Annotated in this window: 14 protein-coding genes; 6 read left to right on the top strand and 8 right to left on the bottom strand. The window is 44.0% G+C overall.

Going from position 1 to position 17371, the window contains the following annotated elements; translation table 11 throughout:
• Window positions 1–13: 13 nt before the first annotated feature.
• On the bottom strand, window positions 14–1534 hold the full coding sequence (locus NL626_RS12240; RefSeq protein ID WP_005377169.1) for an aldehyde dehydrogenase family protein: 1521 nt from the start codon (window positions 1532–1534) through the stop codon (window positions 14–16).
• A 239-nt stretch (window positions 1535–1773) separates the two neighbouring features.
• On the opposite strand from NL626_RS12240, the gene NL626_RS12235 reads away from it, so the two are divergent.
• Window positions 1774–3540, top strand: a complete 1767-nt coding sequence (locus tag NL626_RS12235) for a sigma-54-dependent Fis family transcriptional regulator (RefSeq protein ID WP_005377167.1) — start codon at window positions 1774–1776, stop codon at window positions 3538–3540.
• 61 nt (window positions 3541–3601) lie between these two features.
• On the opposite strand, the gene NL626_RS12230 is transcribed toward NL626_RS12235, so the two are convergent.
• The gene (locus NL626_RS12230) at window positions 3602–3739 is read right to left on the bottom strand and encodes a hypothetical protein (protein ID WP_005377165.1); all 138 of its coding nucleotides are present in this window, start codon (window positions 3737–3739) and stop codon (window positions 3602–3604) included.
• A gap of 578 nt (window positions 3740–4317) precedes the next feature.
• Between NL626_RS12230 and NL626_RS12225 the strand changes: the two genes are divergently transcribed.
• The gene (locus NL626_RS12225; RefSeq protein WP_005377162.1) at window positions 4318–4521 is read left to right on the top strand and encodes a hypothetical protein; all 204 of its coding nucleotides are present in this window, start codon (window positions 4318–4320) and stop codon (window positions 4519–4521) included.
• A 10-nt stretch (window positions 4522–4531) separates the two neighbouring features.
• Here the strand turns inward: NL626_RS12225 and NL626_RS12220 are convergent, their stop codons facing one another.
• The 4 genes from NL626_RS12220 to zwf form a co-directional block, all read right to left on the bottom strand.
• A complete protein-coding gene (locus NL626_RS12220; protein ID WP_005377161.1) occupies window positions 4532–5059 on the bottom strand; it encodes a hypothetical protein in 528 nt (175 codons plus the stop codon).
• Between the two features lie 226 nt (window positions 5060–5285).
• Entirely contained in the window at window positions 5286–6734 is a 1449-nt protein-coding gene (gnd, locus tag NL626_RS12215) for a decarboxylating NADP(+)-dependent phosphogluconate dehydrogenase (RefSeq protein ID WP_005377160.1), read from the bottom strand.
• 38 nt (window positions 6735–6772) lie between these two features.
• A complete protein-coding gene (gene pgl / locus NL626_RS12210; RefSeq protein WP_253657398.1) occupies window positions 6773–7489 on the bottom strand; it encodes a 6-phosphogluconolactonase in 717 nt (238 codons plus the stop codon).
• Window positions 7486–8988 (bottom strand): glucose-6-phosphate dehydrogenase, encoded by a 1503-nt coding sequence (gene zwf, locus NL626_RS12205; protein WP_017634563.1) that lies wholly within the window; start codon window positions 8986–8988, stop codon window positions 7486–7488. The genes pgl and zwf overlap by 4 nt, the downstream gene beginning before the upstream one ends.
• 537 nt (window positions 8989–9525) lie before the next feature.
• Between zwf and NL626_RS12200 the strand changes: the two genes are divergently transcribed.
• Together NL626_RS12200 and NL626_RS12195 are read left to right on the top strand one after the other, a co-directional pair.
• The gene (locus NL626_RS12200; protein ID WP_033906176.1) at window positions 9526–10491 is read left to right on the top strand and encodes a helix-turn-helix domain-containing protein; all 966 of its coding nucleotides are present in this window, start codon (window positions 9526–9528) and stop codon (window positions 10489–10491) included.
• Window positions 10492–10590: 99 nt separating this feature from the next.
• Window positions 10591–12726: a TonB-dependent siderophore receptor gene (locus NL626_RS12195; protein WP_213916760.1), complete on the top strand. Its 2136-nt coding sequence runs from the start codon at window positions 10591–10593 to the stop codon at window positions 12724–12726.
• A gap of 91 nt (window positions 12727–12817) precedes the next feature.
• Here the strand turns inward: NL626_RS12195 and NL626_RS12190 are convergent, their stop codons facing one another.
• Together NL626_RS12190 and NL626_RS12185 are read right to left on the bottom strand one after the other, a co-directional pair.
• Entirely contained in the window at window positions 12818–13504 is a 687-nt protein-coding gene (locus NL626_RS12190) for a response regulator (protein ID WP_154204529.1), read from the bottom strand.
• The gene (locus NL626_RS12185; RefSeq protein ID WP_253657397.1) at window positions 13501–15120 is read right to left on the bottom strand and encodes a sensor histidine kinase; all 1620 of its coding nucleotides are present in this window, start codon (window positions 15118–15120) and stop codon (window positions 13501–13503) included. The genes NL626_RS12190 and NL626_RS12185 overlap by 4 nt, the downstream gene beginning before the upstream one ends.
• Before the next feature lie 476 nt (window positions 15121–15596).
• On the opposite strand from NL626_RS12185, the gene NL626_RS12180 reads away from it, so the two are divergent.
• Together NL626_RS12180 and NL626_RS12175 are read left to right on the top strand one after the other, a co-directional pair.
• A complete protein-coding gene (locus NL626_RS12180) occupies window positions 15597–15824 on the top strand; it encodes a hypothetical protein (protein WP_005377125.1) in 228 nt (75 codons plus the stop codon).
• A 130-nt stretch (window positions 15825–15954) separates the two neighbouring features.
• Window positions 15955–17370 carry a TolC family protein gene (locus NL626_RS12175; RefSeq protein ID WP_104975368.1) on the top strand — a complete coding sequence of 472 codons (1416 nt, stop codon included), beginning with the start codon at window positions 15955–15957 and terminating at the stop codon, window positions 17368–17370.
• Window position 17371 lies beyond the last annotated feature (1 nt).

Genomic DNA, 17371 nt, shown 5'->3' with positions numbered 1-17371 from the left:
TTACTTAGTTTCACTAGAAGAAGCCTAACGGGTCGATGCTGTAGCTAATCAGCAAGTTCTTAGTATTCTGGTAGTGATCCAGCATCATCTTGTGCGTTTCGCGCCCGATACCCGATTTTTTGTAACCACCGAACGCTGCGTGTGCAGGGTAAGCGTGGTAACAGTTAATCCAGATCCGGCCAGCTTCAATATTACGGCCCATACGATATGCAACGTTCGCATCACGTGTCCAAACACCTGCGCCTAAGCCATATTCAGTGTCGTTTGCGATTTCCAACGCTTCAGCCTCATCTTTGAATTTGGTGATAGCGATCACTGGGCCAAAGATTTCTTCTTGGAAGATTCGCATCTTGTTGTGGCCTTCCAACATGGTTGGCTGAATGTAGTACCCCTGGTTGATAGACTCTGGCTGTTCTGACACTCCACCACCAAAGACCACTTTTGCGCCTTCTTCACGGCCGATTTCCAGGTAACTTAAAATCTTATCAAACTGTTCTTGAGAAGCCTGAGCACCAACTTGAGTATCGGTATCGAGCGGATTACCTTGTTTAATCAGCTGTGCACGTTCCGTCAGTTTCTCTACAAACTTGTCATAAATCGCTTCATGAACCAGTACGCGAGATGGACAAGTACAAACTTCACCTTGGTTGAAGAAACCAAGTAACGTACCTTCGATACACTTATCAAGATACTCATCTTCGTAATCGAAGATATCTGAGAAGTAGATGTTTGGAGATTTACCACCTAACTCAACTGTCGATGGGATCAAGTTGTCTGCTGCACATTTCAGAATGTGGTTGCCAACTTGCGTAGACCCGGTAAAAGCGAGTTTCGCAATGCGGTTGCTGGTTGCTAATGCTTGACCCGCTTCAGAACCATATCCGTTTACAACGTTGATGACACCAGGAGGAAGAAGGTCACCGATTTTTTCCATCAGAACCAGAATGGATGTTGGGGTTTGCTCTGCTGGCTTCAATACCACACAGCAGCCCGCCGCTAGTGCCGGTGCTAGTTTCCAAGCCGCCATCAACATTGGGAAGTTCCACGGAATAATTTGACCAACCACACCAATCGGTTCTGGGAAGTGGTAGCTTGCGGTGTGCTCATCCAGTTCTGCCGCACTGCCTTCTTGTGCGCGAATACAGCCAGCGAAGTAACGGAAGTGATCCACTACTAAAGGTAAATCTGCCGCCAAGGTTTCGCGAACTGGTTTGCCGTTTTCCCAAGTTTCTGCAACAGCAAGCTCTTCTAGATGCTGCTCAATACGGTCAGCAATTTTCAGCAAGATGTTCGAACGTTCTGTCACGCTGGTTTTGGCCCATTTTGCTCTGATGTTGTGCGCGGCATCCAGTGCTAAATTAATATCTTCCTCGCCAGAGCGAGCAACTTTACAATACGCTTGTCCGTTGATTGGTGAGATATTGTCAAAGTACTCACCACCCGTTGGTTTTACCCATTCCCCACCGATAAAGTTATCGTAATGCGATTTAAAGTTAACAATGGCATTTTCACTACCTGGCTGTGCATAGATCATAACTCTTCCTTTTGTTTCTCGTTCAATGTGTTATTGCAGTGTCGTATCGCACTGTTCACAAAGAGCATTACGCAAGTCACACGCCAACTACGCCACGCTTGTTGTTAATTAAATGTAAAACTATGATTACCAAGCGATAACAAACCAAGTGAGCGATGTTTGAGCGGATGTATGGTGTGAACACCAATGTTCAAGTGTTCCAAAATGGCACACCCTCACTGTGACAAAATGGTACAGTCATGGAACTTCAACATATTAGCGATAACAATTGGCTTTCAACTTCATGGGTCAGAAGTGAACAAGCGGGTTTAAAACAGCGTCGACGCCCTGAAGATATTCGAGTAACGCCAGCGACGCTCCAAGATAGGCGTCACCAACTCAATTTTTTGCTAGAGGCAGTCACTCAATTTGCGCTCCCTTTGTTTAATCAGCTATTTGCTCATAGCGACAGTCGCTTAATTTTGACGGATTCAGATGGTGTCATCATCGGCAGTTGGGGACAGCCTAGATTTCGTGAAAAGTTAACGGAAATCTCGCTAAGCTCTGGAGCATGCTGGCAAGAAAAGGTCAAAGGCACCAACGCGATTGGTACAGCTTTGGTTGAAGCAAAGCCCGTTTCTGTTATTGGTGATCAGCACTTTATCCAACACCATCGTTTTATTAGCTGTTCGGCTAATCCTATTTTCGATCATCTTGGTAACCTCATTGGCGTATTAGATATTACAAGCGAGCAAAAGAGACATGACTTCTCAACGCAAGTACTAGTACAAAACATGGTCCAGCAAGTGGAGAATCAACTACTTAACTTGATTCCACAAGGGCATATTCGTGTGGATTTAGCGTGCGAAAAAGGTTTACTGAATAGTGGTTGGCAAGGAATTATCATTGCAAATGAAGACGGACAAGTTTTGGCTCACAATCAAGTAGCCTCTCAACTTTTTGCGCAAAAAAGTATCATTGGGCAATCCTTAGACGACATTCTATCCACTCGGGGAAATGAGCACCCTTTCGTTTTCAAAACAAAACCGCTTACCGATAAAGATAGCAAGGTCAAGTCTCGTGCTGTAGCGGCGTCCAATGATCTTCATTATGGCGACTCCGCAGTTGAGCACTGTTGGCAGCAAGCCAATCGCGTCATCGATAAAGACATCAGTTTGTTGATTCTCGGAGAGACTGGTGTTGGCAAAAACGAGTTTGTGAAAGCGCTTCATAAAAACAGCCAGAGAAAAACGGGACCGTTGGTTTCCGTTAACTGCGGAGCGCTACCAAAAGATCTGGTTGAATCTGAATTATTTGGCTACGTAGCCGGTGCCTTTACTGGCGCAAACAGCAAAGGCTATCAGGGGAAAATTCGCCAAGCACACAAAGGGATTTTGTTTCTGGATGAAATCGCAGATTTACCCTTGGAAGCTCAAAGCCGCTTGCTCCATGTATTGCAAGATAAAACCGTGCTTCCCGTGGGTTCAAACCAAAGTATTCAAGTCGATACGCAAATCATTGCAGCCACGCATAAAGATCTGGAACATTTGGTCAGCGAAGGATTGTTCCGCCAAGATTTGTATTATCGCCTTAATGGCTTGATCATTGAGCTACCTCGCTTTGAGGAACGTGATGACAAACGACAACTGATTGAGAACATTCATCGGCGTCACGCCGAATCTGAACAACAGCTTTGCCCTCACCTACTTTCTCTGATGCTGTCTTACTCATGGCCAGGAAATTTGCGTGAACTCGATAGTTTAATCAAAGTATCCGCCTTAATGGCGCAAGGTGAAGAAATATTGGAACTCACACACGTCCCAGCCCACCTAAGTAAGAAACTCAGCCAAGCTCAAGAAGGAGCAGCATCCGCTGAACCAACTTCAGAACTGCGTGCAACCGTCGAAGATAAGTTGCTCAAAACATATCAAGCCAACCAGGGGAACATTAGCAAAACGTCTCGTATGCTTGGTGTGAGCCGAAATACCATTTACAGAAAGTTGAAAAGCCTTGGCATATTAAGTTAATTCTACGACCTCAGATACAAAAAGAGCACCGTTGCGGTGCTCTTTCTCTTTGAAACCTAGCTTACAGGCCGCCTTGTTGTTGTGCCTGTTTTACTAATGCCTGACGTTGAGTTTCCTTCTCAGAGATCACTTGATTGTCCTTGTGCATTTCCTGTTCCAATTCTGCTGGAATGAAAACAAAGTACTTGTTAAGAGTCATCTTAGAACCTCAATTTGCTGTGTTAATTACCTTCTTGGTCGACGTAAACAAAACCAGAAAAACATGTTTTACTGGATCCTTGTTGCTAGTTTCAAAAAATAAAGGATGTTCATATAATAAACATCCTCCATGTGGGCGCTAATTATAGGCGTAGTTTAGAGGCTTACCTAGCACTCTTTTTCACCTTTTGTGCAATCTGAGTTTCGATCGAAAAACAGATTTAATTGCCCGTAGTTACTAAGGTATTGTTAAACAGAGAAAAAAGCTTTTACTGTAACTGACGACAGGGATGAGCTTACGAGTGTAGGTTCACTTGCAATTGTGTATCGTAGAGTTCGAATACGATAATAATAGCGCTACATGCCCTTAATCTGCGTAGTTAAAAACTTTGAAGTGATAGACAACCGAAGTCATATCTGTGCAACTCAGTTTAACGATTTGTCTACCAGTTCAATATTTCATCTTTTTTGAGAAATCTTTAGCCACTTTTTTGTGTGAAACGCCCCAAAAGAGCAGACAATTAAAAGTGTGGCATATGACCACAATTGTCTATCCCCACTTAGCTTCGGGAGGCGTTTATGAAAAGTAACAAACTTGGCCATGTGATGTCTTTCAGCAGGATGTTTTCCTTCATCGCATTCTTGACGGCCACATTCGCATGGATTCTCAGCATGTACGCCCTATTTACTGTTTCTTTAGTGGCTCTTGTGGTCAGTGCAATTCTCTACCTAAAAGACAGGTTTTATCAAAACAAGAAAACGACCACTGAAAAGAGCGCCTAGGCGCTCTTTTCTATTGAATGTCATTTCTGTGTGACTTGATATAGTTATCAATCCGTTCGAGTTCGTGAAAATAACCATACATACCAATACGATTAATTTCTGGTTCTATACAGTATTTTTCTTCTTTTACCATAGCTTCTACAAACATTCCGCTTGATGCAATTGTGAAAGGTGGACACGCTGAGTAACCATTATTTTCTGCAATATACTTCAATCGCCCAAATTCAAAAATTTGACCTGGAATAGCAACGATAAGGGACAAGACAATTGTTATAGTTATCACTTTAATCGGCACTTTGACTAACTGAGTCATTCGATCAAATAAAATATAGACCAATAATGTAGGGCACAAGAGTAAGCTTGCGATACTTAAAACATATGACGCATCAATGTAGACCACTTGAAAACCACTACTGAGCTGAAGCGGTAGAGATTCGAAAACGAAATGATGATAAAGGCGATAGATGGAGTAAGTAATCAGTAATATGAACATAAGCAACACGAAAGCTGTGTGAAATGGATGCTTCTGTTGTGTCATTTCTATTACCTTATAGTTGAGGAGACGGCAGAGAGCGGCTTAGCTTCACTCTTCGAAGAGAAATATTAAACTGCTAGCAAATGCATGCTCTCCCATTTCTGAGAACTGCGTGACGAATCAACGTTTAATGTAACTTTTAAATCTACCAATATCTTACAGACACAAAAAAGGATGCCACTTGGGCATCCCTTTATATCTTTATATTTAGTCGGTTTACTTAAAACGATTACACGTCGTAAGTTGTAGACGCTGTGTCGCCGCCTGTACCAGTCCAGTTAGTGTGGAAGAATTCACCACGTGGACGGTCAATGCGCTCATAAGTGTGAGCACCGAAGTAGTCACGTTGAGCTTGAAGCAGGTTCGCTGGTAGACGAGCTGTTGTGTAACCGTCTAGGAAAGATAGCGCAGAAATCGTACATGGCATTGGGATACCAGACTCTAGAGATTTCGCTGCTACTTTACGCCATGCTGCTAGGCTGCCTTGTAGGATGTTTTTGAAGTACTCATCAGAACCTAGGAATGCGATGTCTGGGTTCGCTTCGTACGCATCACGGATGTTGCCTAGGAACGCAGAGCGGATGATACAACCACCACGCCACATTAGTGCTACGTTACCGTAGTTTAGGTCCCAACCGTTTTCGTTCGATGCTTCGCGCATTAGCATGAAGCCTTGAGCGTAAGAGATGATCTTAGAAGCTAGTAGCGCTTGACGTAGTGCATCAACCCACTCTTGCTTGTCGCCTTCAACTGGAGTGATTGTCTTACCGAATAGAGATTCAGCTTCAACACGTTGGTCTTTCAGTGCAGATAGACAACGAGAGAATACAGACTCAGAGATAAGCGTTAGTGGAATACCTAGGTCTAGTGCGTTGATACCAGTCCATTTACCAGTACCTTTTTGGCCTGCTGTGTCTAGGATCTTTTCAACGAGAGGCTCACCGTCTTCATCTTTGTAGCCAAGAATGTCAGCCGTGATTTCAACAAGGTAGCTGTCTAGCTCAGTCTTGTTCCAATCAGCGAATACTGCTTGCATCTCGTCTGCAGACATACCAAGACCGTCTTTCATGAACTGGTAAGCTTCTGTGATAAGCTGCATGTCACCGTATTCGATGCCGTTGTGTACCATCTTAACGAAGTGACCTGCACCGTCGTTACCAACCCAGTCACAACATGGCTCACCAGCGTCAGTTTTCGCAGCGATACCTTGGAAGATAGGCTTAACCGCTTCCCATGCTTCAGCAGCACCGCCAGGCATGATGGATGGACCGAAGCGCGCACCTTCTTCACCACCAGATACACCAGTACCGATGAAGTGGATACCTTTTTCACGTAGTGCAGCAACACGACGGTTTGTATCTGGGTAGTTAGTGTTACCACCGTCAATAATGATGTCGCCTTTGTCTAGCAGAGGTACTAGCGCTTCGATGAACTTGTCTACAACGTCACCAGCGCGAACCATCAACATTACTTTACGCGGCGTTTCTAGCTTCTCTACTAGTTCTTCTAGAGAGTATGCACCGATGATGTTCGTGCCTTTTGCTGGACCTTCCAGGAACTCGTCTACTTTAGCAGCAGTACGGTTGTGAGCAACCACTTTAAAGCCGTGATCGTTCATGTTTAGGATAAGGTTTTGACCCATTACTGCTAGGCCAATTACACCGATATCACCTTTCATTGTTTCTCTCCAATTTTATTTCATCGACGAGCAGCGTCTTAAGCAATTTTTGCCGCCGCGTCTAAATCTAAATACCATTCCGTTAGGCCCGATTTCGCTTGAATCTTAGCCGCTGGGTATAGCAGTGCGTGTGCTGGTGAACTGTTAATTTCTTCAACAATGTCCGCTTTTCCTGCACCAAGCACTAAGTAACTAATACGTTTCGCTGCTTCTAATACGCGTGCGGTTTTCGACACACGAAGTTGGCCCGATTCAGGATGCGACGCCACAAGAGATAGGTTCGCATCATCATAATTCGTTTGGCCAGGGAACAGAGAAGCTGTATGACCATCTGCACCAACGCCTAATAAGATCCAGTCAAACACAGGTGTGCCGTTTTCACTCGGGATCACCTCTGCCATCTCTTTTGCAAAACGCTCGGCTTCTGCTTTAGGCTCATCTTCGCCACGGATGCGGTGAATGTTTTCTGCAGGAATATTTACTTGGCTAAACAACAACGTGTTCGCTTCACCGTAGTTGCTTTCTGCATCGTCAGGGGCAACACAACGTTCGTCACCCCACCAAAAGTGGAGGTTTTCCCATTGAATGGAGGTTGCGTAAGCCTCTGAAGCCAGTAGTTTAAACAGCATTTTAGGAGTGCTGCCGCCAGAAAGAGAGATGTGAACAGGTCTGCCCATTTCGCTAAACGCTTTCATATCGTTAGCTAGGCTTTCAACTACCTGTTCTGCTGTTTGGTAGATCTTATGGTTGATCATAGTTCACAGTAATCCGTATCTGTTAAGTTTTTACATGGGAAACGCCAAGCGCGGCCATCACGCTGTAACAAGTCATCTGACTCTTTAGGTCCCCAAGTGCCGCATGCGTACCCGAAGAGGGATTGTGGATCTTGCTTAAAATCTAAGATTGGCTGTACGTATTGCCAGCACGCTTCCACCGCATCACTACGTGCAAATAGCGTAGCATCACCATTCAAAGCATCAAGTAGAAGACGCTCGTATGCCGTTAGCATTTGCGTTTCTTGCAGGTCAGCGTAATGGAAGTTCATTTTCACTTCCTTCGCTTCAAAGCCTGCGCCTGGCTCTTTCAAGCCAAAGCTCATTTGAATGCCTTCGTCTGGTTGAATACGAATGATCAGCTTGTTTTCTGGTGCGTTTTGACCAAACACAGGATGCGGTGTTTGTTTAAAGTGGATAACCACCTCAGTAACGCGTGTTGGAAGACGCTTACCAGTACGCACGTAAAATGGCACGCCATTCCAACGCCAGTTGTTGATGTACGCTTTCAAACCGATGTAAGTCTCTGTACGAGAATCGTCTGCAACTCCCGGCTCTTCACGGTAGCCGCGTAGGCTTTGCCCACGAACTTCAGACGCCGTGTATTGGCCTAATACTAGGTCATTGCGCAGAGCGTTTTCGTCTAATGGCTTTAAGCATTGAAGCACTTTTACCACTTCATCACGCATCGAGTCTGCATTGATTTGCGCTGGTGGTTCCATACCTACCATTGCTAATACTTGTAGCAAGTGGTTTTGGAACATGTCGCGCACAGCGCCAGAGTTGTCGTAGTAACCACCACGCTCCTCTACGCCAAGGAATTCTGCGCCTGTGATTTCAACGTAATCAATGAAGTTACGGTTCCAAAGCGGCTCAAACATCGCATTAGAGAAACGAAGCACAAGTAGGTTTTGTACCGTTTCTTTACCTAAGTAATGGTCAATTCGGTAGATTTGATGCTCTTGGAAGTGCTCGTGAATTTCTTTGTCCAGAATACGCGCCGATTCAAGGTCATAACCGAATGGTTTCTCAATGATCAGGCGTTTCCAGCCATCCTCTTCACTGTTAAGACCATGTGCTGCAAGACTTGCAGGGATCACACTGTATAAACTTGGTGGGGTTGCTAAGTAAAAAAGCGTATTGCGTTGCTCGAATTGATATTCGTCCGCAAGTTGGTCTAAGCGAGAAGATAGCTTACCGTAATCTTGTGTGTCAGAAGTATTAATTGCTTGGTAGTGCAGATGGTTAATAAATGCATCAAGCGTTTCTGGCTCAGTCTTTTCCATTTCCTGAAGCGATTTTTTCAGCTTCGCGCGGTAAGACTCATCACTGTATTCAGTGCGACTTACACCCAGAATGGCAAAATTCTCTGGAAGCTGCTTGTTCGCGTAGAGGTGGTATAAAGCAGGAATGAGCTTACGGTACGTAAGGTCACCTGAAGCACCAAAAATAACGATGCTGCTGTTTTCTGGTATTACCATCATCTTTCCCTTAAAAACGAGGTACTTATTGTGTGCCCGGATACGGCTAGAGAATGAGCCAACCCTATCAATGGCACCTCAAAATAGAAAATTGGTCTTACCTATTACGTTGATAGGTAAAGTCTATGGGCCCAAAGAACCTCAAGAAGTTGCATTTCCGATTCTTGGAAACACGACGTATTGAGGTCATTTAAGTCACTTATGTCTCAAAAGTACACACTGTACTCGCTGGAGGAGAGTCCGACACGGGGCAATATTGTCTACGACTATTTGATTTACATCAACACTTGCCAGTGCAAACGTTTAAATAAGTTGCACAAAACGTCATAAGCGATTGTATTTTATTGATAAAAAAAGTTTCATCTGAACGCTCCAAAATTTAAGCAAAAACTCTAATATGGACAATAATCACTCATCCTTGCAATCCATTACAGTTTTATCGTGATCTGTGTTACTTACTTTTTATTTCATCATCCTATTGATAATGATACTCAATTAAAGATAATGAAATCACTATTAATGTGAAAGTAGAACGCCATGAAATCAAGCGCCATTAACCCACATCCCATAAACCGAATACAATCGGTGCTTGACTACATTCACACCAACTTAGACAGCACTCTGAGCGTAGATGAAATATCGAAAGCAAGTTGTTGGTCGCGCTGGCAACTGCAACGCGTATTTCAACAACACACTGGCGTATCCGTCGCTCACTACATCAGAGAGCTTAAACTTAGCCTTGCGGCTGAGCGCTTAATCCATACTTCTGACCGCTCGTTAGATATAGCGATAGAAATGGGATTTACATCTGAACACGCATTTAGCCGTGCGTTCAGGAATATGTTTTCAAAAAGCCCCCGCGAATATCGAAAAACGCAACAACTCTCCGGGTTGAGGCAACCTTTGACGCTGCGTAAGACACCAGAAGAAGAGAAAAAACATCAGCGCTTTATTGAAGTTCGAATAGAAACAAAACCGGCTTTTGAACTTGCTGGTTATCATGAACCTATTCACGGATTGTTTTCCGCTACGCCCGATTTCCAATCCAAAGTACCGTCACTTTGGTCACGTCTTTATTCATCTGAAAACCTTAACAATTCGGAAAGTAGTTACTTTGGCGTGATTGATGTGACTCAAGCGTATTCAAACAACCAACAACTTGAGTATTGGGCAGGTTATGAGTGCAGTCCAACAGCAAACGCACCAAGATCAACGAACTCTTCCAACTCGGGGTTAGACCTCTTGGCTGTTCCTGAGCAAACCTACGCCGTCATTACACACATAGGCAAAGCATCAGAGCTCGCCTCAACGCTAGAATGGTTTATTTTACATTGGCTACCCTACTCTAATTATCATGCTATCGATGGTTATGAGTTAGAGCTTTATCCAGAAGGTTATGATGTTGATAGCGAACAAGCACAAATGCAGTATTGGATTCCTGTCGAGCCAAACGACGCGCTATCTTTAAAACCTAAGAACAGAAGAATAAGTTCCAAAGATTAGTGTTTTGCACCAAATTGTTAACTTTTCCTATTTCTTTGAATATAGAATACAAATAACAATCATTATCAATAAATAGAAAAAGTAGTGGAATTTATAAATATGGAAAGTCCGATTCGATTTCATCGTTCAGCGGTTGCTATCGTCGTATCCGCATTGCTCGCTGGCCACGCCAATGCGACTGAGAGCATATCCCAACACGAAACGATTACGGTGCTAGGAGAAACATACCGAAACACCGCAACTAAAACCGTTTTAGAACCGGAGGAAACACCGCAAGCGATCACGGTAATCACTAAAGATGACATGGACCTACGCGGCGTAAACTCGGTGAGCGAAGCATTGCGTTATGCGCCTGGCGTAAATACAGAATTGCGTGGTGGTGCCGTTTCCCGACTTGACCTATTCAATATTCGTGGTTTTATTAACTACACCAACTTTTATGATGGTCTTCCTTTGCTGTACAACGGTTGGAACCTTCAACCGCAGGTCGATTCCGTTGCTCTTGAGCAAATCGAGGTTTTTAAAGGGCCAACGTCTGTTCTTTACGGCAATATTCCACCAGGAGGTATGGTCAACATTATCGCCAAGGCGCCTCAGTCAACACCCTCGCACTCTGTCTCGATTAGTACAGGGACTAACAGCCTAAAAGAACTGACGTTCGACACCACAGGACAAATTGGTGATTCTAATGTTGATTACCGTATCGTCGGCCTGGCAAAACAGCGAGATGGTCAAGCCGATACGTCTGAAGACGAACGTTATGTACTCGCCCCATCTTTCAATTGGCAAGCGACAGAAAGCACATTAGTGAACGTGAATGTTTACTATCAAAATGATCCATCAGCAGGTATCTACACGACTGTGCCTGCATCTGGCTCAGTGATTAAAAACCCACTTGGCTCGATGTCACCAAGCACCTATTTGGGGGATGAGGACTGGAACACTTACGAACGCGAAGTTCTGATGATGGGTTACAAAGTCCAACACGACTTTAACAACAATTGGCAATTTCTACAGAATGCCCGCTACATGACCGCCGATGCCTATCAGGAAAACACATATAACGGTGCACTTGAAGCGGATAACCGTACCGTTGGTCGAAATGCCTATTTAACCGATGAAAAGTCCAAATCCTTTGTGATTGACAACCAACTATCTGGCTACATTAAAACAGGAAATTTTGAACATAACTTATTGTTCGGGCTTGATTATCAGTATCTAGACTCAGATGTAAAATACAAAGACACGCTTGGGTATTCGCTAACTCAGGACATTTTTAATCCTGACCACAACAGCATTGATCGTAATGCACTGAATTTCCAATACAAACAAAACTTAGATATCAAAACGAAGCAGATTGGCGTTTATTTCCAAGATCAAGTTCGTTACGACCAACTTGTAATGATTGCAGGTCTTCGTTGGGATAAATACGATTCAAATACAGACGCCGTTAGCGATTATCTAGGAGCAGTATCCAACAGCAAGGAAGAGTTAGACGATACCAACGTATCTTTCCGAGTCGGTGGTTTGTATGAGCTAGACTTTGGCCTCTCGCCATACCTTACTTACTCGGAAAGTTTTGAGCCAATTGCGGGTGCCGACTCTTCTGGTAAAGCATTTGAGCCATCAACCGGTCATCAATGGGAGTTAGGCTTTAAATACGCACCATTATCTGGTGATATCTCAGGTAACTTAGCACTCTTCCATATTACGAAGAAAAACGCGATCTTGACCGATCCGAATAACCCATATGCACCGAACTATCAAGCGGGCGAAGTGGTATCACAAGGTATTGAACTTGAGGCAAAATGGCAAGCCACAGCACAAGCTGATTTCACTCTAGGCTATACATATACCGATATGGAGATTACCGAGGACAGTTATTACAACCAAGAAGGTAAAACGCCGGTTTGGGTACCTGAGCAAACGGCCTCTCTATGGGCAAATTACTTCTTTGAAGGAAATCTTTCAGGCCTTCGTACCAGTGCTGGCGTTCGCTATGTCGGAGAAGCACAAATTGATGCACAGAATAGTCAAAAAGTACCGGACTACACCTTGTTTGATTTAGCAGCAAGTTACGATTTCTCAACGGTATCTGAATCAATGAAAGGGGCTAGCGTCACGCTTTCTGCAAGCAATCTATTCGATAAAGAATACTATTCTTGTTACGACAAAAATAACTGTTGGTTTGGCGCTGAGCGCTCTATCGAAGCGAAGTTAGAATACAACTTCTAACCTCTTAGAGCGGAACAGCAGTAATTTGTAAAGCGATGGTTTCTAAAACAAGCCATCGCTTTGTATTTTGCATAGAGCATCAATATAAACGCTACCGTGTCACTTTTTTATAGCACCTTTCTGGCCTACCAACAGAGCCATAGTTTAAATCAGCCTCTAGTTCACCAGTGCTGATCAGATACTCCAAATAGCGCCTTGCCGTTGTTCGGCTCACTCCGATTTTTTCACCTGCCTCATCAGCGGTCAGTACACTGCCATTTAGGAACAACTCTCTGATCTTGTCTAGGGTTACACCATCAATCCCTTTTGGTAATCGGTTCGGCAAGTTGTCTTGATTGGCGTGAGACTGCAGCATTTTATCAACGAGGTTCTGATCCAAACTCTCTACGATGTCTAGTTGTTGGCGTTGGGACACATACTTTTTCAGTGCGGCATCTAAGCGTGGAAACATCACTGGTTTTAACAGGTAATCGACAACGCCACCCCTCATCGCCTGTTGTAACGTATCGACATCCCTTGCTGCTGTAATCAAAATGACATCACACGTTTGGTTACTTGCACGCAGTGTATTTAGTATCTCAAGCCCTGTGCCATCGGGAAGATAGACATCCATCAATAGTAAATCTGGCTTAAGAATGTCGAGTTGCATTTCCGCTTCCATTCTCGTGGTCGCAATTCCGACCACTTCCAAACCTGTCAGTTGGCTTAAGTATTTGTGGTGCAGCTCAGCAATAGCCAGATCATCTTCAATGATCATTACGCGAGTCGCCATACTCATAATTGTTCTTCCTTGGGTAAGTACACCGTTATTCTTGTCCCATAATTTGTATTGGGTATCATCTCAACATGGCCGTGATATCGAGTAGCAAGCTGATTGACAAGGTGCAACCCAACACCTCGATTTTGACGAGATTTCGTTGAAACGCCTTTTGTAAATAATGTTTGTGGATCCATTGTTTTTGGGAGGCCGCAGCCATGATCTATCACCTCAAGTATCACTTCATTTCCGTAATCGCTAACGGACACATCAATATTTCTGCGTTCTGACGCAACATTTGATTCATCGCGAATTGAAGTTAACGTGGCATCGAAAGCGTTATCAATCAAATTACCCAAAATTGTGACAAGGTCTTCCGAATTTAGCCACTCAGGTAGGGGCTCCAGACGACTGCCTTCCTCAACCACCAGTTGTAAGCCTAACTCGCGAGCACGTTCAGTTTTTCCAAGCAACATACCTGCAATTAGCGGGTCCTTAACGGTATCTCTTAAAAACTCAATCATTGCTTGATAGTGTGCGGTTTCTTGTCCAATTAACTTTTGCACCGCATCAAGCTCACCCATTTGTACTAGCCCGCTGATAGTGTTTAGCTTATTGCGATGCTCATGGGTTTGCGAACGTAACAAATCTGCATATTCCTTGGTTTGTGATAGCTGCTCGGTTAGATCATTGATTTCATCCCTTAAACGGAAACTCGATACCGCCCCCACAATTTTCCCATCAACATAAATTGGAGAGCGATTTGCAATCAGGCGCTTATGATTAAGGAATATTTCAATATCATGATCTTCCTGCCCGCTTTCTAACACTGTATATAGATCGCTATCACGCAGCGTATCAGTCAAAGGTTTATTGAGCGCTGATTCTCTATCAATACCGAGAATCTGGCAGGCACTACGATTTATCGAGCGAAGTATCCCTTGGGCATCAATGCTTAACACGCCCTCTTTGATAGTGCTCATCGTCACTTCTAATTCGCCGTACAACCGCCCTATCTCTTCAGGCTCAAAGCCTAAAATGGCGCGCTGAAACTTTCTCGACGCATAATTGGATACAATGGCATTAGCGACGACAACTACGATGACCATTAAAATCAAAAAGGCCAAAAATGGTTCGATGCGGTCTTGCAGTCGGTCGAGCAAATAGCCAACCGAAACCACACCAATGATGTTCCCTTGCTCGTCAAAAATCGCAGCTTTACCACGAACTGAATAACCTAACGAGCCCTGTGCCGTCGAAACATAAGACAACCCCTGCTCTAGCGCTCGACGATTGTCGCCACCTCTCATTGGCTTGCCCAACCGCTCATCAACAGGGTGGATTAAGCGTACTCCCTTATGGTCGCCAATAACGATGAATGCAGCACCTATGGCTTCGGTTAATTCTCTAAAGCGAAGTTGGTATGGCTGGGGGTTATGGGTTTCGATCATTTCACGAACAACCGCTGAGTCCGCTAAAAAACGGGCAACACCCAGTGCTTTTTCTCCCATTTCTTGCTCTTGATTGATTTTGAGATAAGTGAACCCTGCGGCAACAAGCAATAACAGCTCTATCAACCCCGATAGCGTCATGATAATGAGCATCCGCTTACGAAAGCTGATGGTTTTCCAACTCATTGATACATCCTTGTGATTCACTCTTGAGCGTAACGTTAACACTCAGTTAACAGCATGACGTTATCGTGGTGATAAATCTGTGAGGAAGACAAGCAAACCGCAGAGTTTACGGTTAATTAATCGACGAGCTGAAACATAAAATTACAACCATTCACCAAATTTAGCATTCCTCTCTGATACTCAATTCCATACATAAATTGCCCTTAAAATCATGATCGTGATCACATCGATTTTAGCGGTTTTTGAGGCGTTTTTAGACTTTACAACGTATAATTTTTAATCAACGAAACCAATGAGAGTTTCGGTTTGAAAGCAGTGAAGCTGGAAGTCTATTAAAAGCTCAACATTGACGTCAGTGGTTTGGACACAAATAAAACAAAATACAAATACTGACTATATGACAAACACTTAGACACCATCTGAAAACTGGAAAACTATAAACAGAGGTGCATTTATAGTTAGAAGGAACACCAAACATGGAACGCGATACCTTTGGAATATGCCTGAATAAGGCGATGCTGTCAGAGAATATGTATTCAACATTTACACACGTCAGGGCTTATGAAAAAAACGGAGGCGGTACTTCTGATCTCAAAGTCCTGTTATCGTTCCCTCAAATGAGTGGAAAAGATCTATTGAATACGATGCGAGGTTCTCGTCAGCTCGAGTGGAGAGCGGAGTTTCACTGTCCATATACGAAATAAATTTGTAACATCTCCCGCGCCCAGCACAAATATAACTGGGCGCATACTACTGCCCAATTTTCCCTCCTACTTAACACGCAGTTACGAATCCTTTATATTAGAGCTAATACTCTACGACAAAGCAGCCATTATGAAAAAAACAGGAAAGGTTTGGATACTGGGCTTACTTAGCAGCTCGATTTCCCTTGCCTGTCATGCGGCACCGATCACTTTTGATACCGCATGGCAGCTATTGCTAGAAAACAACTATTCTCTCAAAGCTCAACGCTCAAACGTCGAGAACTACCAATACCAAGAGAGTGCCACCAGCAATCTCAACTTACCTCAGGTTACTATTGGCGCGAATTACACGCGTTTAGATACCGATATCACGCTTTCGGGAAAACAGATCCTAGACAGCACAGGAGCACACATTAACGTACCTCCTGCTTTTCAGCCTATTTTTGGTGCCTTAGCTAATACCACTTCGACCATAACCGAGCGCGATATTTTCTCTTCGTCTATTCGTGCGATTTGGCCAATTTTTACTGGTGGTCGAATTTCTGCGGCTCAATCAGCAGCAGAAGGCAAAACGGATGAGGCGAAAAGTCAGCTTCTAATGGAACAACAAGCGCGTTTTGAAGATTTATCGAAGTACTACTTTTCTGTCGTACTGGCAAAGGAAGTACTCGCAACGCGGCAAGCGGTTGAAGCAGGGCTAAAAAAGCATCGAGATTTTGCCATTAAGCTTGAAGAGCAAGGACAAATCGCGCACGTTGAGCGCCTGCAAGCCGAGGCTTCTTTAGATAAAGCATCTGTAGAAACACGTAAAGCAGCCAGTGATTTGAGTATCGCTCAGGCTGCATTAGGTAAATTACTCGCGCAAGATGATGCCGTAGAGCCCGCTGAATCTTTGTTTATCAACGACAGTCTTCCCCCTCTTACTGCTTTTGTCGATCAAACGTTGCTTACCTATCCGGGGTTAGAGCTTCTGAGCGCTAAACACAAACAAGCCTCTAGCTTAATCAAAGCAGAAAAAGGGAAATACTACCCTGAAGTTTATCTTTACGGCGACTACAGCTTGTATGAAGACGATTCTCTCGCAAGCCAAATGAAGCCTGACTGGTTAGTTGGTGTTGGTGTCAGCATTCCACTGATTGAATCATCAGGGCGAAGCGAAAAAGTCAAAGCCGCTCAAAGCGTCGTCTCGCAGGTCGACTCATTAAAGTCTCAAGCCAAACAAGACTTATCGCTGTTAGTCCAAAAGACATACTTGGAGGCTCAGCAAGCCATTGATGAAGTACAAGGGCTCGCATCTAGCATTGAACTCGCTAACGAAAACCTGCGCTTGCGTGAAAAAGCATTTACTCAGGGTCTGTCGTCTTCTCTGGATGTTGTGGATGCACAACTTTATGTCGCGAGTATAGAAACACAACGTTCAGCGGCGCGTTTCCGCTATTTAATATCTTTAACCAAGCTACTCGCATTGAGCAGTGAAATGAACAGCTTCGAACAATATCAAAATACCGCTTATATCCCTGCTTCAACATCCAAAGAGGTGAAATAAA

The organism is Vibrio sp. Y58_MX_L22 (genome assembly GCF_024181865.1).
Lineage (GTDB): Bacteria > Pseudomonadota > Gammaproteobacteria > Enterobacterales > Vibrionaceae > Vibrio > Vibrio alginolyticus.
This window is presented reverse-complemented; position numbering and strand designations above follow the sequence as displayed.

Coding starts and splice junctions, on each gene's coding strand:
- NL626_RS12225 (WP_005377162.1), top strand. CDS start 4,318: ATGAAAAGTAACAAACTTGGCCATGTGATGTCTTTCAGCAGGATGTTT.
- pgl (WP_253657398.1), bottom strand. CDS start 7,489: ATGATCAACCATAAGATCTACCAAACAGCAGAACAGGTAGTTGAAAGC.
- NL626_RS12200 (WP_033906176.1), top strand. CDS start 9,526: ATGAAATCAAGCGCCATTAACCCACATCCCATAAACCGAATACAATCG.
- NL626_RS12175 (WP_104975368.1), top strand. CDS start 15,955: ATGAAAAAAACAGGAAAGGTTTGGATACTGGGCTTACTTAGCAGCTCG.
- NL626_RS12220 (WP_005377161.1), bottom strand. CDS start 5,059: ATGACACAACAGAAGCATCCATTTCACACAGCTTTCGTGTTGCTTATG.
- NL626_RS12180 (WP_005377125.1), top strand. CDS start 15,597: ATGGAACGCGATACCTTTGGAATATGCCTGAATAAGGCGATGCTGTCA.
- zwf (WP_017634563.1), bottom strand. CDS start 8,988: ATGGTAATACCAGAAAACAGCAGCATCGTTATTTTTGGTGCTTCAGGT.
- gnd (WP_005377160.1), bottom strand. CDS start 6,734: ATGAAAGGTGATATCGGTGTAATTGGCCTAGCAGTAATGGGTCAAAAC.
- NL626_RS12235 (WP_005377167.1), top strand. CDS start 1,774: ATGGAACTTCAACATATTAGCGATAACAATTGGCTTTCAACTTCATGG.
- NL626_RS12240 (WP_005377169.1), bottom strand. CDS start 1,534: ATGATCTATGCACAGCCAGGTAGTGAAAATGCCATTGTTAACTTTAAA.
- NL626_RS12230 (WP_005377165.1), bottom strand. CDS start 3,739: ATGACTCTTAACAAGTACTTTGTTTTCATTCCAGCAGAATTGGAACAG.
- NL626_RS12195 (WP_213916760.1), top strand. CDS start 10,591: ATGGAAAGTCCGATTCGATTTCATCGTTCAGCGGTTGCTATCGTCGTA.
- NL626_RS12190 (WP_154204529.1), bottom strand. CDS start 13,504: ATGAGTATGGCGACTCGCGTAATGATCATTGAAGATGATCTGGCTATT.
- NL626_RS12185 (WP_253657397.1), bottom strand. CDS start 15,120: ATGAGTTGGAAAACCATCAGCTTTCGTAAGCGGATGCTCATTATCATG.